A 21,960-nucleotide genomic window follows, 5' to 3' on the forward strand; every position below is an offset into this window, starting at 1 on the left:
TCGCGGGAGAGACACCATGACGATCGCCATCCGGCAGCTTCAGAAGCATTTTGTCGGCGAGGTTTCCGGCCTCGACCTGCGAAAGCCTCTCACCGAGAGCGAGGCGCGCGAAGTCGAGTCCGCCATGGACAAATATGCGGTGCTGGTGTTCCACGACCAGGACATCAACGACGAACAGCAGATGGCCTTGCACTGAATTTCGGTCAGCGCGAGGATGCACGCGGCGGCACGGTGACCAAGGCGCAGGACTACCGGCTGCAATCCGGCCTCAACGACGTCTCCAATCTCGGCAAGGACGGCAAGCCGCTCGCCAAGGACAGCCGCACGCATCTGTTCAATCTCGGCAATTGCCTCTGGCATTCCGACAGCTCGTTCCGCCCGATCCCGGCAAAATTCTCGTTGCTGTCGGCGCGCGTGGTGAACCCGAAGGGCGGCAACACCGAATTCGCCGACATGCGCGCGGCCTATGACGCGCTCGACGACGAGACCAAGGCCGAGATCGAGGACCTCGTCTGCGAGCACTCGCTGATGTATTCGCGCGGATCACTCGGCTTCACCGAATACACCGACGACGAGAAGGCGATGTTCAAGCCGGTGCTGCAGCGGCTGGTGCGGACGCATCCGGTGCATCGCCGCAAGTCGCTGTATCTCTCATCGCATGCCGGCAAGATCGTCAGCATGAGCGTGCCGGAGGGACGGCTGTTGCTGCGCGATCTCAACGAGCACGCGACCAACGCGGAATTCGTCTACGTCCACAAATGGAAGCCGCATGATCTCGTGATGTGGGACAACCGCCAGACCATGCACCGCGTCCGCCGCTACGACCAGTCCCAGCCCCGCGACATGCGGAGGGCGACGGTGGCGGGAACCGAGCCGACGGTGCAGCAGCAGGCGGCGGAGTAGGCGCATTGGAGTAGCCACAAATTCCGCCGTCGTCCCGGACAAGCGCAGCGAAGCGGAGCGCCGATCCGGGACCCATAACCACAGGGAGTGGTTTGGCGAAGACTGGTGGTGACCAGCCTGCCTCAAACTTCGCCCTGTGGTTATGGGTCCCGGATCGGCGCTTCGTTCTGGACAACGCTACGCGTTGCCAGAATCTCCGCTTGTCCGGGACGACAGCGGAGGGCGCAGCACCGGCTACGCGTGCCCCGCCTCGTTCGACAGCATGCCGGGATCGATGCCGATCTTGCGCAGGGCGCGGCCGTATTTCTCGTCGACGTCGTCGCCGAAGATCAAATCCGCATCCGCGTCGCAATGCAGCCAGCCATTGCTCTGGATCTCGGTCTCGAGCTGGCCCGGGGCCCAGCCGGCGTAACCCAGCGCGAGGATGGCGTGCTTGGGGCCGGAGCCGTTGGCGATCGCACGCAGGATGTCGACGGTCGCGGTGAGGCAGACGCCGTCGTCGATCCGCAGTGTCGCGTGCTCGATGTAGAAGTCGCTGGAATGCAGCACGAAGCCGCGGCCGGTGTCGACCGGGCCGCCGGCCAGCACCTTCATGCTTTCGGCATTTTGCGGCAGCTTGATGTGCTCGCCTTTCTTGACGATGCCGAGCTGCTCCAAAAGTTCGGGAAAATCGATACTGCCGGCCGGATGATTGACGATGATGCCCATCGCGCCCTCGGCCGAATGCGCACAGAGATAAATCACCGAGCGCTCGAAGCGGGAGTCGCCCATGACAGGCATCGCGATCAGGAGCCGGCCGTCGAGATATCCGGCCGAATTGGGGAGCCCAGCACCTGAGCTGCGGGTGCCTTCGCCCGTCCTCTTGCCTGTGGGAGCCATGGATGAAGCACTCCGGTTTCAATTCCTATCCTGATGTCGGGCCGCCCTGCTGTCAAATCAAGGCTTGCAGAGACTTGAATCAAGTGCATCCATCACAAGCAATTCAATGGTTTGCCCAGGGCGGACCCTGTAAAGACGTACCATGCTGACAAGAGTTCCCCTGCATGCGGCGCTTGGCGTCGCGACAACCTTGCTTGCGTCGTCGCTGGCGATGGGTGCCCATGCCGACGATGCTTCACTGTGGCAGCGCGACGGCCATTCCGCGGTGCGGTTGCTCGCGGGATCGCGCAGCGGCGCGGTGCTGCTCGGCGGTATCGCTTTCCAGCTGCAACCCGGCTGGAAGACCTATTGGCGCATGCCCGGCGATTCCGGCGTGCCGCCGCGGTTCGACTTCTCCAAGTCGGACAATGTCGAAGCGGTGACCGTGATGTGGCCGGCGCCGCTGAAATTCGACGACGGCGCGGGCGGTCATTCGATCGGCTATCACGACCAGATCGTGCTGCCCTTGCGCATCGTCGCCAAGGCCGCCGACAAGCCGGTGACGCTGCGCGCCGAGATCAATTACGCCGTCTGCGAAAAGCTCTGCATTCCCGTCGAGGCCAATGTCGAGCTCGGCTTCAACAACGTCGCCTCGACCGAGGATGCCAATCTGCGCACGGCGCTCGACACCGTGCCGAAGCCCGCCACGATCGGCGATCCCAATCCGCTGACCATCCGCGACGTCAGGCGCGACGGGCCCAAGAATGTGGTGGTCGACGTCGTTGCGCCCGAGAACAGCAAGGTCAATCTGTTCGTGGAAGGGCCGACGCCGGAGTGGTCGTTGCCGATTCCTGATCCGGTCGAGCACAGCCCGCCCGGCGTGAAGCGATTTTCCTTCGAGCTCGACGGCTTGCCGCCCGGCGTCAAGCCTGACGGCGCCGCGCTGAAGTTCACGCTGGTGGGGCCGGAGAAATCGTACGAGTTCAATACGAATTTGGAGTGAGCCTGAGCCTGCGCGCGTGAGTTGCTCCGCTGGAGCTATACGATCAGCTGTCGTCCCGGACAAGCACAGCGAAGCGGAGCGCAGATCCGGGACCCATACGCCGCAGCAATAATTTTGCAAAGATTCGGAGTTACCAGCTGGCGCAGCAACTTCTCCCTGTGGTTGGGTCCCGGATCTGCGCTTACGCTTGTCCGGGACGACAGCTGGGGTGAGGCAACAGCCATGTCCCACCCAACCGAATCTTAACGAATGGTTGCTAATCCCGGGGATCACCGCATCAAGCCTGCCGCAGCATGCGGGACGCCTGGGGATCTCTACGTGGCCGTGATGGATGCAGAACCCGCAACGACCGGACCGGCCGGGCTGATCGCGCGGCTGCGCGCGAAGCTTTCGGGCGGATCGAGCGAGGCGTCGCTGACGCGGCGGCTGGCAGGCACCATCTTCATCATCCGCGTCATCAGCGCGGGCCTCGCCTATTTCTCGCAGGTGCTGCTCGCGCGCTGGATGGGGACGTCCGACTACGGCATCTATGTCTATGTCTGGACCTGGGTGCTGCTGCTCGGCAGCATGATGGATTTCGGCATCTCCGCTTCCGCGCAAAAAATCATTCCGGAATATCGCGCCGGCGGCGACCATGCGCTGCTGCGCGGCTTTCTCTCCGGCAGCCGCTGGCTGACCTTCGCAGTCTCCACGCTGGTGTCACTCGGCCTTGCCGGAATCGTCAAACTGCTATCACCCTGGATCGATCCGGCCGAGGAGCTGCCGCTCTATATCGGCTGCATGACGCTGCCCGCGTTTGTCGTCGCCAACACCCAGGACGGCATCGCGCGCTCGCATGACTGGATGCAGCTCGGCCTGATGCCGCAGTTCATCATCCGTCAGGCGCTGATCATCGGTATCACGGCCGGCGCCTTCCTGCTCGGCTATCATCTCGGCGCGATCGCTGCGATGGTCGCGAGCGCAGGCGCGGTGTGGATCGCGATGACCGGGCAGATGGTGGTGCTGAACCGCAAGCTCGCCGAGAACATCGCGCCCGGCCCCAAGACCTACGACATCAGCGGCTGGCTCGCGGTCTCGCTGCCGATCCTGCTGGTCGAAAGTTTTTACCTGCTCTTGTCCTACACGGACGTGCTGGTGCTGCAGCAATTCCGCCCGTCCGACGAGGTCGGCGTCTATTTCGCGGTGGTGAAGACGCTGGCACTGGTGTCGTTCATTCACTACGCGATGTCGGCGACGACCGCGCATCGCTTCGCCGAATACAACGCGCTCGGCGACAAGGCGCGGCTGTCGGCCTATGTCGCGCACGCCATCAACTGGACATTCTGGCCGTCGCTGGCGGCGACCGCCGCGCTGCTCGCGCTCGGCAAGCCCCTGCTCTGGCTGTTCGGGCCGCAATTCGTGGTCGGCTACGACATCATGTTCGTCGCCGCGATCGGCCTCGTGGTGCGCGCCGCGATCGGCCCGGTGGAGCGCCTGCTCAACATGCTGGGCCAGCAGAAGATCTGCGCGCTGGCTTACGCGTTGGCGTTCGTGATGAACGTCGTGCTCTGCATCGCGCTGGTGCCGCGCTTCGGCGGCCACGGCGCCGCAGCCGCGACCTCGATCTCGCTCACCTTCGAAACGGTGCTGCTGTTCTGGATCGTGCGGCAGCGGCTGGGGCTGCACGTGCTGGCGTTCGGACGCTAGCCGTCGGCTTACGGCAATTGGAATGTAGCTCCGCACCTGATATACTCGGGTGCATGGCTGCAAGCGATCTGCGAAACATTCTGGAACGTGCTCAGACTTGGCCTGAGGAGGCCCAGAACGAGCTGGTTGCGATTGCTAGCGAAATCGAGAGCGAACTGCTCGGCGGCGAATATCTGGCGACGCAGGAGGAACTGCGGAGCATCGACGCGGCCCTGGCCTCCATAGATCGCGGCGAGGTCGCGACGGACGCCGAGGTCGCGGAAACCTTCGCGAAATTTAAACGCGAATGAAGGTCGTCTAGACGCCAGAGGCGCTTGCTGATCTCGCGGGCATCGCGACGCACTATACGACTAACGCCAGTCCACTGATCGCCGAAGCTGTCGGACGTCGATTTGTCGACGTCGTGGAGCGCATCCGGAACGCACCTTTTTCGGCGCCGCGCGTTACGCACCGCTCCCAAATCCGAGCCGTAGCGGTCGTTCGCTACCCATTCCGGATATTTTATCGCGTCCGTGGCGACGTCATCCATATCGTCCATATTCGCCACACATCCCGACGCCCGCTCACAGGGCTGAATGAGCCGTCACAACCCAGCCTCCACGCTGACCTCTCCGGCATGCCGGCAACGCGTCCATTTCGCCAAAGGATGGCAGTTTGGATGGAAAAACCACCTGACGCTGGTGGGCAGCAGAATTTTTCTTATTCCACCCAAGTGGTTGCGCCCTGGGGGAAATTTATTCTACGTCGTATTGCCCAACTGACGAGATAAATCTAGATTCTCCCTGACATGATTGATCCGCTTTACGTCGCCTCGGGATTCGGCGTCGGCCTGCTTGTCGGGTTGACCGGTGTGGGCGGCGGCTCGTTGATGACGCCGCTGCTGATCCTGCTGTTCGGCATTCACCCGACCACCGCCGTCGGCACCGACCTGCTCTATGCCGCCGCCACCAAGACCGGCGGCAGCGTGGTGCATGGCTGGTCGCGCAGCGTGCACTGGCCGGCGGTGCTGCGGCTCGCCTGCGGCAGCATTCCCGCGAGCGCGCTGACGCTGCTGATGCTGTGGAAGCTCGATCTCAGGGGCGATGCCGAGCGCAACCTCGTCAACCTGGTTCTGTGCTTTGCACTGATCCTGACCGCGACATCGCTGATCTTCCGCAAGTCGATCATGGAGCGCTATCGCCGCCACATGGAGCAGGTCAGCGAGCGCACCACGGTGATTGCGACCGTCGTCACCGGGGTAGTGCTCGGCGTGCTGGTCTCGATTTCGTCGGTCGGTGCCGGTGCGGTCGGCGTGACCGTGCTACTTCTGCTCTACCCGCGCCTGCCGATGGCGACCATCGTCGGCTCCGACATTGCGCACGCGGTGCCGCTGACGCTGGTGGCCGGCATCGGACACTGGATGCTCGGTTCGGTCGACTGGGCCCTGATGGGCGTGCTGCTGCTGGGGTCGCTGCCCGGCATCATCCTCGGCAGCTACAGCGCGACACGCGTGCCGGAGGCGGTGCTGCGCGTGGCGCTCGCCAGCGTCCTCGTCGTGGTCGCCGGCAAGATCATGTTCACGGAGCTGAACCTGCAATCCGCGATCGTGACGGCCTTGGCCTGGAGCCATTGAGCGGGAAGCGGCCGCCTCGTTCTCGGTGTCGTAGGGTGGGCAAAGCGGAAGCGTGCCCACCACTTCTCAATCGCGGAAAGGTGGTGGGCACGGCGCTTCGCGCCTTTGCCCACCCTTGTATTAGCGCGCCGGATTATAATGACCTCGTTCCGTGAGGAATGGCCCAGCCCGGGTGGCCACCCGAGCTGGGCCGCCGATCGATCGGATCGATGCCCACCGAAGCCTTGAGGGCTGCGTTTCGTAGCAAGATCGCGGTCGGCACTTCATCGGGACCCGCATGGTTGAACGAACTTCAGGTTCGCATTCACAAGGGAGGGTCGAGGAAGATGGCCAAGCGTATCACGATCTGTGCCGGGATCGATACCGGCAAACACAAGCTCGACGTGGCGCTCGATGGCAGCTCGGAGCAGCTGCAGGTCAAGAACACGGCGGAAGGCCACCAGGAGTTGGTGGAGTGGCTGAAGCGCCACAAGGTCAAGCGGGTTGGGATCGAGGCGAGCGGTGGTTATGAGCAGGCGGCGGTCGCCGAACTGCGACGCAAGCGGTTTGTCGTCGTCCTCTTTCAGCCGGCCCAGGTCCGTGCTTATGCCACGTTCCTCCTGCAGTGGGCCAAGAACGACAAGATCGATGCAGCCTTGATTGCGGCCTGCACCGCCGCCGTCAAGAAGATCCACTCTGCTCCGGATCCTCGGCTGCAGCCCTTTGCCGAGCATCTGACGATGATCGACCAGATCCAGGAGGACATCGCCAAGCTGAAGAACCGGCTGGAGAGTTGCCGCAACGAACGTATCCAGAAGCTGTGGAAGGAGCAGATTGCTCTCTTGGCCAAGCACAAACGAGCCGAGTTCAAGGCTCTGGTGGCAGCGATCCGCAAGCATCGCGATCTCGCCGCACGGCTCGATCTGATCTACAGCGTCGGCGGCAGCGGTCTGCCGACTGCAGTCGCCATCCTGGTCAGGATGCCCGAGATCGGCCAAATCACGCGTGAACAAGCCGCAGCCCTCGCCGGGCTTGCCCCTTACGATGATGACAGCGGCGACCGCGTCGGCGCCCGTCACATCGACGGCGGCCGCGAACGCTTGCGCCAGGCGCTCTATACTGCCGCACTGCCCGCATCGTTCCGCTGGAACCCGCAACTCATGGCCCTGTACAGCCGCCTGATTGCCGCCGGCAAGGGTCACAAGCGCGCGCTCGTCGCCTGTGCCAGGAAGTTGCTCGTCATCATCAACGCCGTCGTCGCCCGCGGAACGCCGTGGCTTGCTGAACCGTCAAAAGCTGCGGGCTTGCCCGCCACTTGAGCCCGTTTCTTTGTTCGGCCGAAGCACCGTTTCTTCGTCCCGACCTGCCATCGCAAAGACGCCGCGCGCAGCGGCCGTCAAGGCTGGCCGTCGCTCCGGCCTCACCTCATCGCCGCTGCCGCCAGGCCACGCCTTGACGGCCGCAAGCACGGCGTCATGCTCGCGGCAATCGGACGTCGCTTTAATGGTTGCTACGGGACCGAGCCCTACGGCATCGCGCCGTTACTCTGCCGTCCAGCCGCCATCGATCGACAGGTTGGTACCGGTGATCTGCGCGGCATCGTCGCTGCACAGGAACAGCGCCAGCGCTGCAACCTGCTCGGACGTCACGAACTCCTTGGTCGGCTGGGCGTCGAGCAGCACGTCGTTGATGACCTGCTCGCGGGTGAGGTTGCGGGCCTTCATCGTATCCGGGATCTGCTTCTCGACCAGCGGCGTCCAGACATAGCCCGGGCTGATGCAGTTGCAGGTGATCTTGTTGGTCGCGACCTCGAGTGCCACGGTCTTGGTCAGGCCGGCGATGCCGTGCTTGGCCGAAACGTAGGCCGACTTGAAGGGCGAAGCGACCAGCGAGTGCGCCGACGCGGTGTTGATGATGCGGCCCCAGCCCTTCTTCTTCATGCCGGGGACGGCGGCGCGAATGGCATGGAAGGCCGAGGACAGGTTGATCGCGATGATCTGGTCCCACTTCTCCGGCGGGAATTCCTCGATCGGCGAGACGAACTGGATGCCGGCATTGTTGACGAGGATGTCGACCGAGCCGAACGACTTCTCGCCGAGCGCGATCATCCCGGCGATCTCGGCCGGCTTGGTCATGTCGGCGGGCGAATAGACCGCCTTCACGCCGAAATCGGACTCGATCTTGGCGCGCTCCTTCTCGATGTCCTCCGGCGAGCCGAAGCCGTTGATCACGACATTGGCGCCGGCAGCCGCAAAGGCGCGCGCATAGGCGAGCCCGATGCCGCTGGTCGAACCGGTCACGACGGCGTTCTTGCCTGACAGAGTACCCATATTATTCGCTCCTTTTTGGCGGGGGCGCGGTGACGTCCCCCGTAAGATCGTAAGTCACCATGGTCTCGCCGGACTGCGGCTTCTCGAGCCAGTCCTTGTGGCGCATCGACAGATGCACGTCGCGCACGCCGCTTTCCCAATGCTCGACCATCGCGACATGCGAGAAGTCATAGTCCTTGGACGAGGATTCGTAGTTCTTGCTGCGATAGATCAGGTGCACCACCGTGACAGTGCTCTCACGCGAGACCTTCGCAAGGAACTCGACGGACGGATCGTTCTTGAGATAATCGGGCAATTTGGAAATCAGGTCGCGCACGGCCCGGCGGGCATTGTGGATCTGCTTGTTCTTGTCGGTGTTCATCCGCGTGCGGCTGGAGAAGCGGATGTCCTTTTCGCGCTCAGTGGCCTCGAGCAGCGAGGTCGGCAAGTCACCGCGCGCGCTGAACAGGTCGACCTGGAAGATCAGCATGTCACGAGCGACCTCGGCATCGAGCACGAAGTCGAGCGGCGTATTGGAGGCGATGCCGCCGTCCCAATAATGCTCGCCCTCGATCACGACCGAGGGAAAGCCCGGCGGCAGCGCGCCGGAGGCCATGATGTGCTCGGGGCCGATTTTCTTGCCGAGCTTCTTGAACTCGTAATTGTCGAAATATTTGAAATTGCCGGAGGTGACGCCGACGGCGCCGACCGACAGGCGGGTCTTCAGGTCGTTGATGCGGTCGAAATCGACAAGGCGCTCCAGCGTCTTCTTCAGCGGCGCGGTGTCGTAATAGCTCTCGGCCTGCGGGCTGCCCGGCGGCCAGAGCGGCGCGGGCGGGATGCGCGGCGTGAAGAAGCCGGGCACGCCGAAGGTCGCGATCAGCGCGGCGCTGGTGGTATTGAACAGCTCGCGGCTGTGATCGCTCTTGCCGATCGGCTTCCACGGCACCGGCGCGGAAACCATCTCCCAGAATTCCTTGAGCCGCTTGACGCGGGTGTGGCCCTCATTGCCGGCGATGATGGCGGCATTGACGGCGCCGATCGAGATGCCGGCAACCCATTCCGGTTCGAAGTCGAAATGGCATAGCGATTGATAGGCGCCCGCCTGATAGGAGCCGAGCGCGCCGCCGCCCTGGAGAACCAGGACACGCTGCGCCTTCGCGGGGACTGTTGCGACTTCCGGGCTATGATCTGTCATTCAGGAACAATAGCAGATGGCGAGCGACCGTGGCGACAGTTCGCCGCGGCGTCAATGCATCCCAGGATCAAGTCTGGCTTATCGGGGGTCGGTCGACGCCAGGATCATGGTCCAGAACACCTTGTATTTGGTGCCTGGAGCATAGCTCGCCGCTATGCCCAATTTTGTGACACCGCCCTTGAGCATGTTGGCGCGGTGCGGGGGCGAGTCGCGCCAGCCGGAAAACGCTTCCGCCAGCGTATGATAGCCGGCCGAAATGTTCTCGACCGCCACGGTCGCGGGATAGCCGCCGGCGGTGAGGCGCTTGGCGAGCGGCGCGCGGACGTCATGATCCATCTTGTTGGCAGCGGCCATGGCATTGGATTGGGATTCGGCGAGCCGCATCAGATCGGGGTCGACGATGACGGTGCCGAGGCCGTTGTTCTGGCGATACTGCGAGATCATGATCGCGGCCGCCGGCGCATCGAGCTTGGCGCCCGGGACCGACATGTCGGCATACATCGTCGGCTGCTGGACCGGCGCTTCATTGCCTGCACAGCCGGCGAGCAGCAAAAGAAAGAGAATTGCGGCCGCGGCGCGCATGAATCAAGCCCCCAATGAGGGGCCGTTGTTGCATACCAACCGTGGCTGAAAGGTGAATTTTGAGGAAAATTCGACCTGACGGGGCGCCTCAGCCGCCCGCGAAGATGCGGTAGCGGCGGGGCTCCAGGCCGATCGTATCGCCGGCGCGCAGTTCCCGGTCGCGGGGGGCGTCGATCTCGATGGTCTCGCCGCCGGACAATGCGACCTCGGCCCGCTGCACGGGACCGAAATTCCGGACGTGCTGCACGGCGCCCTCGAAGGCGCCCGAGCCGGGCGGGCCGACCAGCATGTCGTGTCGCCGTACGAACAGTTTTGACGCGCCGGGCGCAAGCCCGTCTGCCGCAAGCCGCAGCGGGCGATCGCCGAGCCTGATGACGCCGCCCTCGACATGGACCGGCAGCTCGATGGATTCGCCGATGAAGCCGTGGACGAACGCGGTCGCGGGGGTTTCATAGACGTCGTCGGGCGAACCAATCTGCTCGATCCTGCCCTTGTCCATCACGACGACACGGTTGGCGACTTCCAGCGCCTCTTCCTGATCGTGGGTGACGAAGATCGAGGTGACGTTGATCTCGTGATGCAGCGAGCGCAGCCATTTGCGCAGCTCTTTCCGCACCTTCGCATCGAGCGCGCCGAAGGGCTCGTCGAGCAGCAGGATGCGCGGCTCGATTGCGAGCGCGCGGGCCAGCGCGATGCGCTGGCGCTGGCCGCCGGAGAGCTGGCTCGGATAGCGGTCGGCGAGCCAGTCGAGTTGCACGAGATCCAGCAGCTCCTTGACCCGGGCGCGGATCGTCGCCTCGTCTTTCCGGACCGCGCGCGGCTGCACGCGCAGGCCGAAGGCGACGTTCTCGAACACGCTCATGTGGCGGAACAGCGCGTAGTGCTGGAACACGAAGCCGACATGGCGTTCGCGCGCGCCCTGCGCCAGCGCGTCCTCGCCATTGAAGGCGACCTCGCCGGAATCAGGCCAGTCGAGGCCGGCAATGATCCGCAGCAGCGTGGTTTTGCCGGAGCCGGAGGGGCCGAGCAATGCGAGCAGCTCGCCGTCATTGACTTTGAGATCGACACCATCGAGCGCTGCAAAGCTGCCGAACCTCTTGACGAGATTTTTGACTTCAATGGTCATTGACGTCGTGTCCTTCGTCGAGATGACGTTCGAGAATTGTCTTGGCGATCAGCGTGATCAGCGCCAGCATTGCGAGCAGCGAGGCGATCGCGAACGCCGCGACGAACTGGTACTCGTTGTAGAGAATCTCGACCAGCAGCGGCATGGTGTTGGTCTCACCGCGGATGTGGCCGGAGACGACGGAGACCGCACCGAACTCGCCCATCGCGCGCGCGTTACACAGCAGAACGCCATAGAGCACGCCCCATTTGATGTTGGGCAGCGTAACGCGGAAGAAGGTTTGCAGGCCGGAGGCGCCGAGCGAGATAGCGGCTTCCTCTTCTTGTGTGCCCTGCTCCTGCATCAACGGGATCAGCGCCCGCGCCACGAAGGGGAAGGTCACGAAGGTGGTGGCGAGCGCGATGCCGGGCACCGCGAACAGGATCTGGATGTCGTGATCCCTCAACCAGCCGCCGAAATAGCCTTGCGCGCCGAACAACAGCACGAACACGAGACCCGAGATGACCGGGCTCACCGAGAACGGCAGGTCGATCAGCGTGATCAGGAACGTCTTGCCTGTGAATTCGAATTTTGCGATCGCCCAGGACGCGACCAGGCCAAACACGAGATTGAGGCTGACCGAGATCGCCGCGACCACAAGCGTCAGCTTGATTGCGGACAGTGCCTCCGGGTCAGTGAGCGCGGAGAGATAGGCAATTACCCCCTTCGAGAAGGCCTCCGCGAACACCAGGACGAGCGGCAGCACCACGAAGACAGTAAGGAACAATATCGCCAGCGTGATGATGGCGATGCGCACCGCCTTCGGCTCGGTGCGGAGATTGTTGCGCGCGGCGGCCGCATGCGCGCGCGCCTTCGCCTCGGGCGAGGACAGCGAAATGGAATCGGCGATCTGCATCGTCATCGCATCCCGCCCTAGTGCACCGGGATCCGGTTCTGCGCCCAGCGCTGCAACCGGTTGACCGCAAAGATGATGACGAAGGAGACGACGAGCATGATGACCGCGATGGCGGTCGCGTCGGCATAGCGGAATTCAGAGAGCCGGATCACGATCAGCAGCGGCGCGATCTCGGAGACATTGGGCAGATTGCCGGCGATGAAGATCACCGAGCCGTATTCGCCGACCGCGCGCGCAAAGGCGAGCGCGAGACCGGTGAGCAGCGCCGGCGCAAGCGAGGGCAGGATCACGCGGATGACGGTCTGCCAGCGGCTGGCACCGAGGCTACCCGCGGCTTCCTCGATCTCGGCGTCGATATCCTGCAGCACCGGCTGCACCGTGCGCACGACGAAGGGAATGCCGATGAAGATCATCGCGACGAAGATGCCGACCGGCGTGAACGCCACCTTGATGCCGAGCGCGGCGAGCGGCGCACCAAGCCAGCCCTTCTCGGCAAACAGCGCAGTCAGCGCGACGCCGGCAACGGCCGTCGGCAATGCGAAGGGAATATCGACAATCGCGTCGAACAGCCGCCTGCCCGGGAAGCGGTATCGCACCAGCGCCCAGACGATGATGCTGCCCATCACGAGGTTGACGCAGGCCGCGGCAAACGCGAGCCCGAAGGAGACGCGGAGCGCGTTCAGGGTACGGCGGCTGGACAGGATGTTCCAGAATTGCTCGGGGCTTAGCTCGAGCGACTTCAGGAACAGCCCGGCGAGCGGAATCAGGATGATGACGGACAGCCAGGTCAGCGTCAGTCCCATCGTGAGACCGAAGCCCGGTAATGTCCGGCGTCGTGCTGCGATTACGCTCACCAGGCCCCCTGTTAAAACCCCTCCGACAGCGCCCGATCAGTTCTTGTAGATCTGATCGAAGACGCCGCCGTCGGCAAAATGTTCCTTCTGCGCCTTGGTCCAGCCGCCGAACACATCGTCGATCGTGAACAGCTCGACCTTCGCGAAGGCGTTTTCATACTTTTTGGCGATCTCGGCATCACGCGGACGGTAGAAATTGCGCGCGGCGATCTCCTGCCCTTCCTTGGTGTACCAGTACTGGAGGTAGGCATCCGCGACATTTCGCGTGCCCTTTTTATCGGCAACCTTGTCGACGATCGCGACCGGCGGCTCGGCGAGGATCGAGAGCGGCGGCGCCACGATCTCGAATTTCTCCGGGCCGAATTCCTTCAGCGCGAGGTACGCCTCGTTCTCCCAGGCAAGCAGCACGTCGCCGACGCCGCGCTCGACGAAGGTCACGGTCGCCCCGCGCGCGCCGGTGTCGAGCACCGGCACCTGCTGATAGAGCTTGCCGACGAACTCCTTGGCCTTATCGACTGATCCATATTTCTTCTGTGCAAAGCCCCAGGCCGCCAGGTAATTCCAGCGCGCACCGCCCGAGGTCTTCGGGTTCGGCGTGATCACGGCGACGCCCGGCTTGAGCAGATCGTCCCAGTCCTTGATGCCCTTGGGATTGCCCTTGCGCACCAGGAACACAATGGTCGACGTGTAGGGTGATGAATTCTGCGGCAGGCGCTTCTGCCAATCGGCCGCGGTGAGGCCCTTGCCGGCGATGGCGTCGATGTCGTAGGCGAGCGCGAGCGTCACCACATCGGCCTGTAATCCGTCGATCACGCTGCGCGCCTGCGAGCCGCTGCCGCCATGCGACTGCTTGATCTCGACGCTCTTGCCGGTTTCCTTCTGATAGGCGTTCGCGAACGCCTTGTTGAAGTCGACATAGAGCTCGCGCGTCGGGTCATACGACACGTTCAGGAGATTGATATCAGCGGCGAGAGCCGAGCTTGCCCAGAGCAGGCCTGCCGCGAGCGGAACGATACGGCGGATCATGTCCATCTCCATTGACCTCGACGACTCCAGCGTCATCGATGGCATGCGGGCATAACTCAGTGCGAAACGGGCTTAAGTCAACGGAACCGGATTTTCTTGTTCGGTGCCGCGCAGCTCGACTGTGCTACGAAGTCTTCATCGTGTGGATGCCGCATTCTGTCTTGGCGCGGCCGCGCCAGCGACCCGCGCGCTCGTCCTCGCCCTCGGTCGTTCTGCTCGTGCAAGGCATACACCCAACCGACATGAAACCCGACGCTTGAAGCGGATGCTGCGGCAATTTGGCACGCGCGTAGATGTCCTTGATGTCCTCGCGAGAGACATTGGCGAAAGGATTGAACTTCAGCCGCGCGCCATCCACTTCGACGACCGGAATGTCGGCGCGCACGCCGCCCTGAAAGCGCTTGCGGCCATTGACCCACGCTGAAAACGGCTTCAGCGCCCGCGCCAGCGGCTCGACCTTGCGGATGCGGCAGCAGGCATCGGGATTGGAGAACCACAGCTCCTGATCGGGATCGTCCTGCTTCAGATCCTGCTCCAACGGCTTGATCGAACGAACATCTCTCAAGCCAAGCGCGGCGATCAGCGTGTCGCGATAGGCGAGCGTCTCTTCGAACAGCCAGCCGGTATCGAGGAAGATCACCGGAATCGCCGGATCGACATCTGCCATCACCTTCAACAGCGCGGCCGACTCCGTCCCGAACGACGACACCACGGCGAGCTGATCGCGGCCGACGGTCTTCAGCGCCGCAGCAATGATTTCGGCCGGAGTGGCGTCGCGCAAAGCACGGTCGAGCTCGTCCGCGATCGGCAACACCGACGTGGATTGAGATGCAAATTGAGTAGCCATCGCATTCACGTGCCGACACCCTCGGAGTGACGCAGCTGCATGCGCCGGTGCAGCGCCGTGATCCGGCCGTCGCCGGTCGGCTGGTAGAACACCGAATAGCGCTTCGCGGTCTGCATGAAGGCTTCCGCATCCGCCTGCTTCTTGACCTCGAAGGAATCGAAGCCGGCGCGCAGCATGAACACGAACTGATCACGCAGCACCTGGCCGGTGGCGCGCAGATCGCCGCGATAGCCGTAGCGCTCGCGCAGCAGTCGCGCCTGACTATAGGCGCGTCCGTCACGGAAGCTCGGGAACACCAGCGCAACGGTGGCGAGCTTGCCGAGATACGGCACGAGTTCGGCAATGTCGCGGTTGTTCGGCCAGATCACGCCGATCTTGCCAGCACGCTTGAGCAGCGCGTCGGCTTCGCCCAGGAAGCGCTCGGCCGGCACCAGGATGTCGCCACCTTCAGGCAGCGGGGTGTCGACGGCCAGCTTGGCGAAACTGTCGTCGGCGATTTTTCCGCCGTTAACGAGTGGCATAGACGCGCTCCTTGAAGGGTTCGACGCCGAGGCGCTTGACCGTGTCGACGAACAGCTCCTCCGGCCGCTCGCGCAGCGCCAGATAGGCCTCCACGATGTCCTCGACGACATCGGCGACCTCGTCGAACTTGACGCCCGGGCCGATCAGATTGCCGAGCGCAGCACTCTCGTCGGCACGGCCGCCGATGGTGATCTGGTAGACCTCCTCGCCGTTCTTCTCGACGCCGAGAATGCCGATATGGCCGACATGGTGGTGACCGCAGGCATTGATGCAGCCGGAGATGTTGATGTGGAGCCGCCCGATCAAATTGGCGAGCTCGTGGTTGGCGAAGCGCCGCGTCAGCTCCTGCGCGATCGGGATCGAGCGCGCATTCGCCAGCGAGCAATAGTCGAGGCCCGGACAGGCGATGATGTCGGTGATCAGATTGACGTTCGGCGTCGCCAGCCCAAGCTTGTCGAGCGCCTTCCACAGCGCCGGCAGGTCGCGCTTGGCGACATGCGGCAGCGCCAGGTTCTGCTCGTGACCGACGCGGATCTCGCCGAACGAATATTTGTCGGCGAGATCGGCCAGCGCATCCATCTGCTCCGCCGTGGCGTCGCCCGGAGGCGCGCCGATCGGCTTCAGCGAGATCGTGACGATGGAATAGCCCGGGTTCTTGTGCGCGGCGACCGAGTTCTTGCGCCACGCCTCGAAATCGGGGTCGGCCGCGGCCTGGCGCAGTTCGTCCGGCATGTGCGGCAGCTTCTCATAAGCCGGATAGATGAAGCGCGAGCGGATATCCTCGATCACCTCGTCGTCGATCTGGAGCGAGGAATAGCGGATCTGCTGCCACTCCTCCTCGACCTCGCGGGAGAATTTCTCGATGCCGAGCTCGTGCACCAGGATCTTGATGCGCGCCTTGTAGATGTTGTCGCGGCGTCCGTACTGGTTGTAGACGCGCAGGATGGCCTCGATGTAGCTGAGAAGATCGCGGCCATGGACGAAGTGCTTGATGGTCTTGCCGATGAACGGCGTGCGGCCGAGACCGCCGCCGACCAGCACCTCGAAACCGGTCTCGCCCTTCTCGTTCTTGATCAGGCGCAGGCCGATGTCGTGCACCTTGATCGCAGCGCGGTCGTGGTCCGACGCGGTGATCGCGATCTTGAACTTGCGCGGCAGGAACGAGAATTCCGGATGCAGCGTGGTGTGCTGACGGATCAGCTCCGACCAGATGCGGGGATCCTCGATCTCGCCGGGCGCGACGCCGGCCCACTGGTCCGAGGTGACGTTGCGCATGTTGTTGCCGGAGGTCTGCATCGCATGGATGCCGACCTCGGCGAGATCGGCGAGCGCATCCGGCAGGTCCGACAGCTTGATCCAGTTGAACTGGATGTTCTGGCGCGTGGTGAAATGGCCGTAGCCGCGGTCGTATTTGCGCGCGACATGGGCCAACTGCCGCAGTTGGTTCGACGCCAGCGTTCCGTAGGGAATCGCGACGCGGAACATGTAGGCGTGCAGTTGCAGATAGACGCCGTTCTGCAAGCGCAGCATCTTGAATTCGTCTTCGGTGAGCTCGCCCGAGAGACGGCGCTGCACCTGGTCGCGGAATTCCGAGACGCGCTCGTTGACCAGCGTGCGATCGATTTCGTCGTAAGCATACATGATTGAAGTGCCTTACAGCTCGACCCGCGGTTAAACCGGCAAGTCGATTGTCACGCCGTCGCGGCGGATCTGCTCGCGCAGATTGCCCGGCAGGATTTTGCCGGCTTCGTCGACTTGCACCGGCGCGATATAGGGGCCGATCGCGCCGACGTCATCGGCCACGGCCTCGGCGAGCAACGCTTTCGCCTCATCCGAGTTTCGCACGATCGCGGCATCGGTCAGTTCCACCGACCACCCCTTGGCGGCGGTGCGATAGACGACGACGCCGTCCCAGGTGCGGTTGGCGGTCACGACGGAAGAACCGTTGATTTTGAGTTTCTGTTGGAGAGGAGAGGTCATTCGGCAGCATCCAGGAGGTCAGAGATGATTTGTTTGGGTGTTTGGCGGCGAAGCGAGCCGGCATGCCGGACCACGTCGCCGATGATGAGGATGGCGGGACCGCCATTGGTCCGCCGCACCAGCTCGGGCAGGTCGCGCAGCGTGCCGATCGCGCCCTGCGCATCAGGCCGCGTGACGCGGGCGAACACGCCGACCGGCGTCTCCGGCGAGCGGCCGGCGGCAAACAGGCCGGCGCGAATGGCGGGCGCAGCGGTCATGCCCATGTAGACCACGACGGTCATTTTGGTATCGGTCAGCGTCGACCAGTCCACCGTCTCCGCGTCGCGCGCCTTGTGCGCGGTGAGGAAGGTAATGCGGGTCGCTTCGTGACGGTAGGTGAGCGGCACCTCGAAATCGGCGGCGCCGCCGAGGCCAGCCGTGATGCCGGGAATGATGGAATAGGCGACACCCGCCGCGCGCAACGCTTCGACTTCTTCGCCGCCGCGGCCGAACACGAAGGGATCGCCGCCCTTCAGCCGCACAACGCGCTGGCCGGCTTGCGCGGCCTCGATCATGCGCTTGTTGATGGCGTCCTGGCCAATGCCGGGCTTGCCGACGCGGCGACCGACAGGAACGCGCGTGGTGTCGCGACGGATACGATCGAGAATCTCGGGCGAAACCAGCTCGTCATGGAAGACGATGTCGGCATCCTGCAGCGCGCGCAGGGCCTTGATGGTGAGGAGATCGGGATCGCCGGGGCCGGCGCCGACCAGTGCGACCGAGCCTTCCGGCTTGTCGGCGCGCGCGAACGCGGACGGATCGGAAATCTGCTTGAGCGCTGTGTCAGCCTCGCCCTTGCGGCCGGCCAAGACGGCGGCGCCGATCGGGCCGTCGATGACGCGCTCCCAGAAGCGGCGGCGCAGCGGAAACTCGGCAATGCGCTCGTTGATGGACTTGCGAAAGCCGCCGATGAACTCGGCGAGCTCGCCGATGCGCGCGGGCAGCAGCGCCTCGATCTTCTCGCGCACGCGCCGCGCCACCACCGGCGAGGTCCCGCCGGTACCGACTGCGATCACGACATCGCCGCGATCGACGATGGCCGGGAAGATGAAGCTGGAATGTTCGAGATCATCCATGACGTTGACGGGCAGACCGAGCGACTTCGCCCGCGCCGACATCGCCACGCCGACATCGGCCGCGCCTGCGCAGACGATGGCGATGACACCTGCAAGATCGGCCGAGAGCGGATCGCCCGTCACGATCTCGATACGCGCCGCGTCATCGGAGCTCAGACCCAGATCCTGATTGCCGTCGATCGCATGCACGCGAATGCTCGCACCGGCAGCAGTGAGCACGCGCAGTTTTGCGCGCAAAAGCTCACCCGCGCCGATGAGGACCACCGGACCGGCCTTGAGATCGAGGAACACCGGCAAGAACCGCATGCGATACTCGCTTCCCCCACATCTGGGGTTGACTGGAATTATTTTCTATATATGTGTCGTTTCTGACGCGCAAAGAGAAAATTTTTTCTTCTCTTCTGCAGCGCAACTATAGAATTTTCGCCTCCAAACGCAAAGTGGCAGAGATGCATCTTCTCAAGGACAATTCCGGTGCAGATGGACGGGACTCCCAGGCTCCCGTTTCCCAGCAAATTCCGGTCGAGCTGACCGCCCCCAGCATGGACCATCTCGACCAGCTGGAAGCGCAGAGCATCTACATCTTCCGCGAGGCTTTCGCTCGTCTGAAGAAGATCGCCTTGCTGTGGTCGCTCGGCAAGGACTCCAACGTGATGATCTGGCTTGCGCGCAAGGCGTTCTTCGGCCGCCTGCCGTTCCCGGCCCTTCACGTCGACACCGGCAAGAAGTTTCCCGAGATGTATCGCTTCCGCGATCATTACGGCAAGGAGTGGGAGCTCGATCTGCGCGTCGAGCCCTGCCCGCCCATCGATGCCGTCGACCCAACGCTGCCGCCGGCCGCCCGTTCCGCCGCGCGCAAGACCGAAGGCCTGAAGATGGCACTCGGCAAATACGGTTTTGACGGCCTGATCGCAGGCATCCGCCGCGACGAGGAAGCCACCCGTGCCAAGGAGCGCGTGTTCTCGCCGCGCGGCCTCGAAGGCAATTGGGACGTGCGCGACCAGCCGCCGGAGTTCTGGGATCATTTCAACGCGTCTCCACCGCAGGGCGCGCATTTGCGCATCCACCCGATCCTGCATTGGACCGAGGCCGACATCTGGGCCTACACCAAGCGCGAGAACATCCCGATCATCCCGCTGTATCTCGCCAAGGACGGCAAGCGTTATCGCTCGCTGGGCGATCAGGACATCACCAATCCGGTCGCTTCGACCGCAACGAACATCGACGAGATCCTGGCCGAGCTCGAGCAGACCAAGGTGCCGGAGCGCGCCGGCCGCGCGCTCGACCATGAGACCGAGGACGCTTTCGAGCGCCTGCGCGTCGCCGGCTATCTCTGATCAAGGACGCGAGCGCGATATGAACATGATCGTCACCCCCGCTTCGCCCGCCACGCCGAACGGCACGACGCGACCGCAGGTCCGCATCGTCATCGTCGGCCATGTCGACCACGGCAAGTCGACGCTGGTCGGCCGCCTGCTGCACGAGACCGGCAGCCTGCCTGACGGCAAGCTCGAAATGCTGAAGGCTGTCAGCGCGCGGCGCGGCATGCCGTTCGAATGGTCATTCCTGCTCGACGCACTGCAGACCGAGCGCGACCAGGGCATCACCATCGACACCACGCAGATCCGCTTCCGCACCAATTCGCGCGACATCGTGCTGATCGACGCGCCCGGCCATGCCGAATTCCTGCGCAACATGATCACCGGCGCCTCGCAGGCCGACGGCGCGGTGCTGATCATCGACGCGCTCGAAGGTGTGCGCGACCAGACCCGCCGTCACGGCTATCTCCTGCATCTGCTCGGCGTGAAGCAGGTCGCGGTCGTCGTCAACAAGATGGACCGCGTCGATTTCTCGGACCTGCGCTTCAAGGAGATCAGCGACGAGATCTCCGCGCATCTGCAAGGCCTCGGCGTGACGCCCACGGCGGTGATCCCAATCTCCGCCCGCGATGGCGACGGCGTCGCCGAGCGCACCGACCGGATCGGCTGGTACAAGGGTCCGACCGTGGTCGAGGCGCTCGATCGGCTCGAGCCGGCGCGCCCGCTGGAAGCGCTGGCGCTGCGCCTGCCAGTGCAGGCGATCTACAAGTTCGACGATCGCCGCATCGTCGCAGGCCGCATCGAATCCGGCAGCCTGATTGCCGGCGACGAGATCGTGATCATGCCGGCCGGCAAGATCGCCAAGATCAAGACGGTCGAGAGCTGGCCGGTGACGCCGGTCGCGGGACGTCAGGGCGCCGGCCGCTCCGTCGGCATCACGCTCGACCGCGAGTTGTTCATCGAGCGCGGCGACATCATCGCCCATGCCGACGCCGCCCCGCGCGAGACGCGTCGGCTGCGCGCGCGCATTTTCTGGCTGCACGACAAGCCGCTCGCCAAGGGCGACCAGCTGCTGGTCCGCTGCGGGCCGAAGGAGAGCCGCGCCACCGTCGTCGCCATCGAGAAGGCGGTCGATCCCGGCGAGCTCGAGAGCCGCGAGAACAAGGCGATCGGCCGCAACCATGTCGGCGAGATCGACATCTCCCTGTCCAACCCGATTGCTGCCGATCCCTACACCGAGAATCCGCGCACCGGCCGCCTCGTGATCGAGGTCTCCGGGCGCATCGCCGGCGGCGGCCTCGTGCTGTCGGTCGATGCCGGCCAACGCGCCGTGCCGGTCGATATCGTACCGGTGGAATCGGCGCTGCGGCCCGACGAGCGCTCCGCGCGCTATCAGCACAACGGCGCGGTGGTCTGGTTGACCGGCCTGCCGGCTTCCGGCAAGTCGACGCTGGCGAAGGCGCTGGAGCGGCGTCTCTTCACCAATGGTGGCTCGCCGATCCTGCTCGACGGCGACACGGTGCGTGCCGGGCTCAACAGCGATCTCGGCTTCTCCGCCGTCGATCGCAGCGAGAACATCCGCAGGCTTGCCGAGGTCGCAACCCATCTCGCCCGCAACGGTCACATCGCCATCGTCGCCGCGGTCTCACCGGCCCGCGAGGACCGCGCCACCGCACGCCGCATCGCGGATACCGCGTTCCGCGAGATCCATGTCGCAACGCCTGCGGACATCTGCGAGGAGCGCGATCCGAAGGGCCATTACAAGAAGGCCCGCGCCGGCGCGCTTGCCTCCTTTACAGGCATCGGCAACGACTACGAGCGGCCCGAGGCCGCCGAGCTCGTGATCGACACCTCGATGCGGACGGTTGCCGAGGCCGCGGATGAGATCGAGCAGATGCTGAAGACGACCGGCGTGCTGTTCGACGAGGTCGTGGATCTCGCCGCGAATATTTGAGCGCATCCTATTCCCAGCTGTCGTCGCCCGGCCTTATGCGCAATTGCGCATCAGGACCGGGCGCCCAGTATTCCGGAGACAGCGTTGGGATACGGAAAAGCTGCGGCGTACTGGATTCCCCGCCTTCGCGGGGAATGACGACGGCGCGCGGAGCAGCCCCCACCTCTCCTTGACATTTTGACAGACGCCGGG

20 protein-coding genes and 2 pseudogenes are annotated in these 21,960 nt (G+C 64.0%); 9 read left to right on the forward strand and 13 right to left on the reverse strand.

What is annotated here, in order from left to right; translation table 11 throughout:
* Window positions 1-16: 16 nt before the first annotated feature.
* Window positions 17-903, forward strand: a pseudogene (locus tag V1280_RS25390) (TauD/TfdA dioxygenase family protein).
* Window positions 904-1,137: 234 nt separating this feature from the next.
* Here the strand turns inward: V1280_RS25390 and V1280_RS25395 are convergent.
* Window positions 1,138-1,782 (reverse strand): YqgE/AlgH family protein, encoded by a 645-nt coding sequence (locus tag V1280_RS25395; RefSeq protein WP_334530432.1) that lies wholly within the window; start codon window positions 1,780-1,782, stop codon window positions 1,138-1,140.
* 142 nt (window positions 1,783-1,924) lie between these two features.
* Between V1280_RS25395 and V1280_RS25400 the strand changes: the two genes are divergently transcribed.
* From V1280_RS25400 to V1280_RS25425, 6 genes and pseudogenes are all read left to right on the forward strand, one after another.
* The gene (locus V1280_RS25400) at window positions 1,925-2,764 is read left to right on the forward strand and encodes a protein-disulfide reductase DsbD domain-containing protein (RefSeq protein ID WP_148772124.1); all 840 of its coding nucleotides are present in this window, start codon (window positions 1,925-1,927) and stop codon (window positions 2,762-2,764) included.
* 318 nt (window positions 2,765-3,082) lie between these two features.
* Complete coding sequence (locus V1280_RS25405) at window positions 3,083-4,450, forward strand: oligosaccharide flippase family protein (protein WP_442895157.1); 1,368 nt, start codon at window positions 3,083-3,085, stop codon at window positions 4,448-4,450.
* A gap of 53 nt (window positions 4,451-4,503) precedes the next feature.
* Window positions 4,504-4,740: a hypothetical protein gene (locus V1280_RS25410; RefSeq protein WP_334530438.1), complete on the forward strand. Its 237-nt coding sequence runs from the start codon at window positions 4,504-4,506 to the stop codon at window positions 4,738-4,740.
* A gap of 23 nt (window positions 4,741-4,763) precedes the next feature.
* A pseudogene (locus V1280_RS25415) lies at window positions 4,764-5,219 on the forward strand (type II toxin-antitoxin system RelE/ParE family toxin); the annotation flags it as partial.
* A gap of 18 nt (window positions 5,220-5,237) precedes the next feature.
* Window positions 5,238-6,062 carry a sulfite exporter TauE/SafE family protein gene (locus V1280_RS25420; protein WP_334530441.1) on the forward strand — a complete coding sequence of 275 codons (825 nt, stop codon included), beginning with the start codon at window positions 5,238-5,240 and terminating at the stop codon, window positions 6,060-6,062.
* Window positions 6,063-6,388: 326 nt separating this feature from the next.
* The gene (locus tag V1280_RS25425; RefSeq protein ID WP_442895158.1) at window positions 6,389-7,360 is read left to right on the forward strand and encodes an IS110 family transposase; all 972 of its coding nucleotides are present in this window, start codon (window positions 6,389-6,391) and stop codon (window positions 7,358-7,360) included.
* 222 nt (window positions 7,361-7,582) lie between these two features.
* Here the strand turns inward: V1280_RS25425 and V1280_RS25430 are convergent, their stop codons facing one another.
* From V1280_RS25430 to cysG, 12 genes are all read right to left on the reverse strand, one after another.
* Window positions 7,583-8,371: a 3-hydroxybutyrate dehydrogenase gene (locus tag V1280_RS25430; protein WP_200471838.1), complete on the reverse strand. Its 789-nt coding sequence runs from the start codon at window positions 8,369-8,371 to the stop codon at window positions 7,583-7,585.
* Between the two features lies 1 nt (window position 8,372).
* Entirely contained in the window at window positions 8,373-9,548 is a 1,176-nt protein-coding gene (locus tag V1280_RS25435; protein ID WP_334530449.1) for a patatin-like phospholipase family protein, read from the reverse strand.
* 78 nt (window positions 9,549-9,626) lie between these two features.
* Window positions 9,627-10,130 carry a CAP domain-containing protein gene (locus V1280_RS25440; RefSeq protein WP_334530452.1) on the reverse strand — a complete coding sequence of 168 codons (504 nt, stop codon included), beginning with the start codon at window positions 10,128-10,130 and terminating at the stop codon, window positions 9,627-9,629.
* Window positions 10,131-10,218: 88 nt separating this feature from the next.
* Entirely contained in the window at window positions 10,219-11,256 is a 1,038-nt protein-coding gene (locus V1280_RS25445; protein WP_334530455.1) for a sulfate/molybdate ABC transporter ATP-binding protein, read from the reverse strand.
* Window positions 11,246-12,157 (reverse strand): sulfate ABC transporter permease subunit CysW, encoded by a 912-nt coding sequence (cysW, locus tag V1280_RS25450; RefSeq protein ID WP_334530458.1) that lies wholly within the window; start codon window positions 12,155-12,157, stop codon window positions 11,246-11,248. The genes V1280_RS25445 and cysW overlap by 11 nt, the downstream gene beginning before the upstream one ends.
* 11 nt (window positions 12,158-12,168) lie before the next feature.
* Complete coding sequence (cysT, locus tag V1280_RS25455; protein ID WP_334530461.1) at window positions 12,169-13,005, reverse strand: sulfate ABC transporter permease subunit CysT; 837 nt, start codon at window positions 13,003-13,005, stop codon at window positions 12,169-12,171.
* A 36-nt stretch (window positions 13,006-13,041) separates the two neighbouring features.
* Window positions 13,042-14,043 carry a sulfate ABC transporter substrate-binding protein gene (locus V1280_RS25460; protein ID WP_334530463.1) on the reverse strand — a complete coding sequence of 334 codons (1,002 nt, stop codon included), beginning with the start codon at window positions 14,041-14,043 and terminating at the stop codon, window positions 13,042-13,044.
* Between the two features lie 112 nt (window positions 14,044-14,155).
* A complete protein-coding gene (locus V1280_RS25465) occupies window positions 14,156-14,878 on the reverse strand; it encodes a phosphoadenylyl-sulfate reductase (RefSeq protein WP_442895159.1) in 723 nt (240 codons plus the stop codon).
* 5 nt (window positions 14,879-14,883) lie between these two features.
* A complete protein-coding gene (locus tag V1280_RS25470; protein ID WP_334530469.1) occupies window positions 14,884-15,399 on the reverse strand; it encodes a DUF934 domain-containing protein in 516 nt (171 codons plus the stop codon).
* Window positions 15,386-17,041 (reverse strand): nitrite/sulfite reductase, encoded by a 1,656-nt coding sequence (locus V1280_RS25475; RefSeq protein ID WP_334530472.1) that lies wholly within the window; start codon window positions 17,039-17,041, stop codon window positions 15,386-15,388. Before V1280_RS25475 ends, V1280_RS25470 begins: the two co-directional genes overlap by 14 nt.
* Window positions 17,042-17,071: 30 nt before the next feature.
* The gene (locus V1280_RS25480) at window positions 17,072-17,380 is read right to left on the reverse strand and encodes a DUF2849 domain-containing protein (RefSeq protein ID WP_148776791.1); all 309 of its coding nucleotides are present in this window, start codon (window positions 17,378-17,380) and stop codon (window positions 17,072-17,074) included.
* The gene (cysG, locus tag V1280_RS25485; RefSeq protein ID WP_334530477.1) at window positions 17,377-18,801 is read right to left on the reverse strand and encodes a siroheme synthase CysG; all 1,425 of its coding nucleotides are present in this window, start codon (window positions 18,799-18,801) and stop codon (window positions 17,377-17,379) included. The genes V1280_RS25480 and cysG overlap by 4 nt, the downstream gene beginning before the upstream one ends.
* Window positions 18,802-19,037: 236 nt before the next feature.
* Here cysG and cysD point away from each other — a divergent pair, with 236 nt between their 5' ends.
* Together cysD and cysC are read left to right on the forward strand one after the other, a co-directional pair.
* Window positions 19,038-19,832, forward strand: a complete 795-nt coding sequence (cysD, locus tag V1280_RS25490; protein WP_334538409.1) for a sulfate adenylyltransferase subunit CysD — start codon at window positions 19,038-19,040, stop codon at window positions 19,830-19,832.
* A 19-nt stretch (window positions 19,833-19,851) separates the two neighbouring features.
* The gene (gene cysC / locus V1280_RS25495) at window positions 19,852-21,768 is read left to right on the forward strand and encodes an adenylyl-sulfate kinase (protein WP_334530480.1); all 1,917 of its coding nucleotides are present in this window, start codon (window positions 19,852-19,854) and stop codon (window positions 21,766-21,768) included.
* The last annotated feature ends 192 nt before the right edge of the window (window positions 21,769-21,960 follow it).

The sequence above is a fragment of the Bradyrhizobium sp. AZCC 2230 genome (genome assembly GCF_036924495.1).
GTDB classification, from domain to species: Bacteria; Pseudomonadota; Alphaproteobacteria; order Rhizobiales; family Xanthobacteraceae; genus Bradyrhizobium; species Bradyrhizobium rifense.

Excerpts from the sequence above, each read along its gene's own strand:
- V1280_RS25395 (WP_334530432.1), bottom strand. The coding sequence starts at position 1,782 with ATGGCTCCCACAGGCAAGAGGACGGGCGAAGGCACCCGCAGCTCAGGT.
- V1280_RS25400 (WP_148772124.1), top strand. The coding sequence starts at position 1,925 with ATGCTGACAAGAGTTCCCCTGCATGCGGCGCTTGGCGTCGCGACAACC.
- V1280_RS25410 (WP_334530438.1), top strand. The coding sequence starts at position 4,504 with ATGGCTGCAAGCGATCTGCGAAACATTCTGGAACGTGCTCAGACTTGG.
- V1280_RS25420 (WP_334530441.1), top strand. The coding sequence starts at position 5,238 with ATGATTGATCCGCTTTACGTCGCCTCGGGATTCGGCGTCGGCCTGCTT.
- V1280_RS25425 (WP_442895158.1), top strand. The coding sequence starts at position 6,389 with ATGGCCAAGCGTATCACGATCTGTGCCGGGATCGATACCGGCAAACAC.
- V1280_RS25430 (WP_200471838.1), bottom strand. The coding sequence starts at position 8,371 with ATGGGTACTCTGTCAGGCAAGAACGCCGTCGTGACCGGTTCGACCAGC.
- V1280_RS25435 (WP_334530449.1), bottom strand. The coding sequence starts at position 9,548 with ATGACAGATCATAGCCCGGAAGTCGCAACAGTCCCCGCGAAGGCGCAG.
- V1280_RS25440 (WP_334530452.1), bottom strand. The coding sequence starts at position 10,130 with ATGCGCGCCGCGGCCGCAATTCTCTTTCTTTTGCTGCTCGCCGGCTGT.
- V1280_RS25445 (WP_334530455.1), bottom strand. The coding sequence starts at position 11,256 with ATGACCATTGAAGTCAAAAATCTCGTCAAGAGGTTCGGCAGCTTTGCA.
- cysW (WP_334530458.1), bottom strand. The coding sequence starts at position 12,157 with ATGACGATGCAGATCGCCGATTCCATTTCGCTGTCCTCGCCCGAGGCG.
- V1280_RS25460 (WP_334530463.1), bottom strand. The coding sequence starts at position 14,043 with ATGGAGATGGACATGATCCGCCGTATCGTTCCGCTCGCGGCAGGCCTG.
- V1280_RS25465 (WP_442895159.1), bottom strand. The coding sequence starts at position 14,878 with ATGGCTACTCAATTTGCATCTCAATCCACGTCGGTGTTGCCGATCGCG.
- V1280_RS25470 (WP_334530469.1), bottom strand. The coding sequence starts at position 15,399 with ATGCCACTCGTTAACGGCGGAAAAATCGCCGACGACAGTTTCGCCAAG.
- V1280_RS25475 (WP_334530472.1), bottom strand. The coding sequence starts at position 17,041 with ATGTATGCTTACGACGAAATCGATCGCACGCTGGTCAACGAGCGCGTC.
- V1280_RS25480 (WP_148776791.1), bottom strand. The coding sequence starts at position 17,380 with ATGACCTCTCCTCTCCAACAGAAACTCAAAATCAACGGTTCTTCCGTC.
- cysG (WP_334530477.1), bottom strand. The coding sequence starts at position 18,801 with ATGCGGTTCTTGCCGGTGTTCCTCGATCTCAAGGCCGGTCCGGTGGTC.
- cysD (WP_334538409.1), top strand. The coding sequence starts at position 19,038 with ATGGACCATCTCGACCAGCTGGAAGCGCAGAGCATCTACATCTTCCGC.
- cysC (WP_334530480.1), top strand. The coding sequence starts at position 19,852 with ATGAACATGATCGTCACCCCCGCTTCGCCCGCCACGCCGAACGGCACG.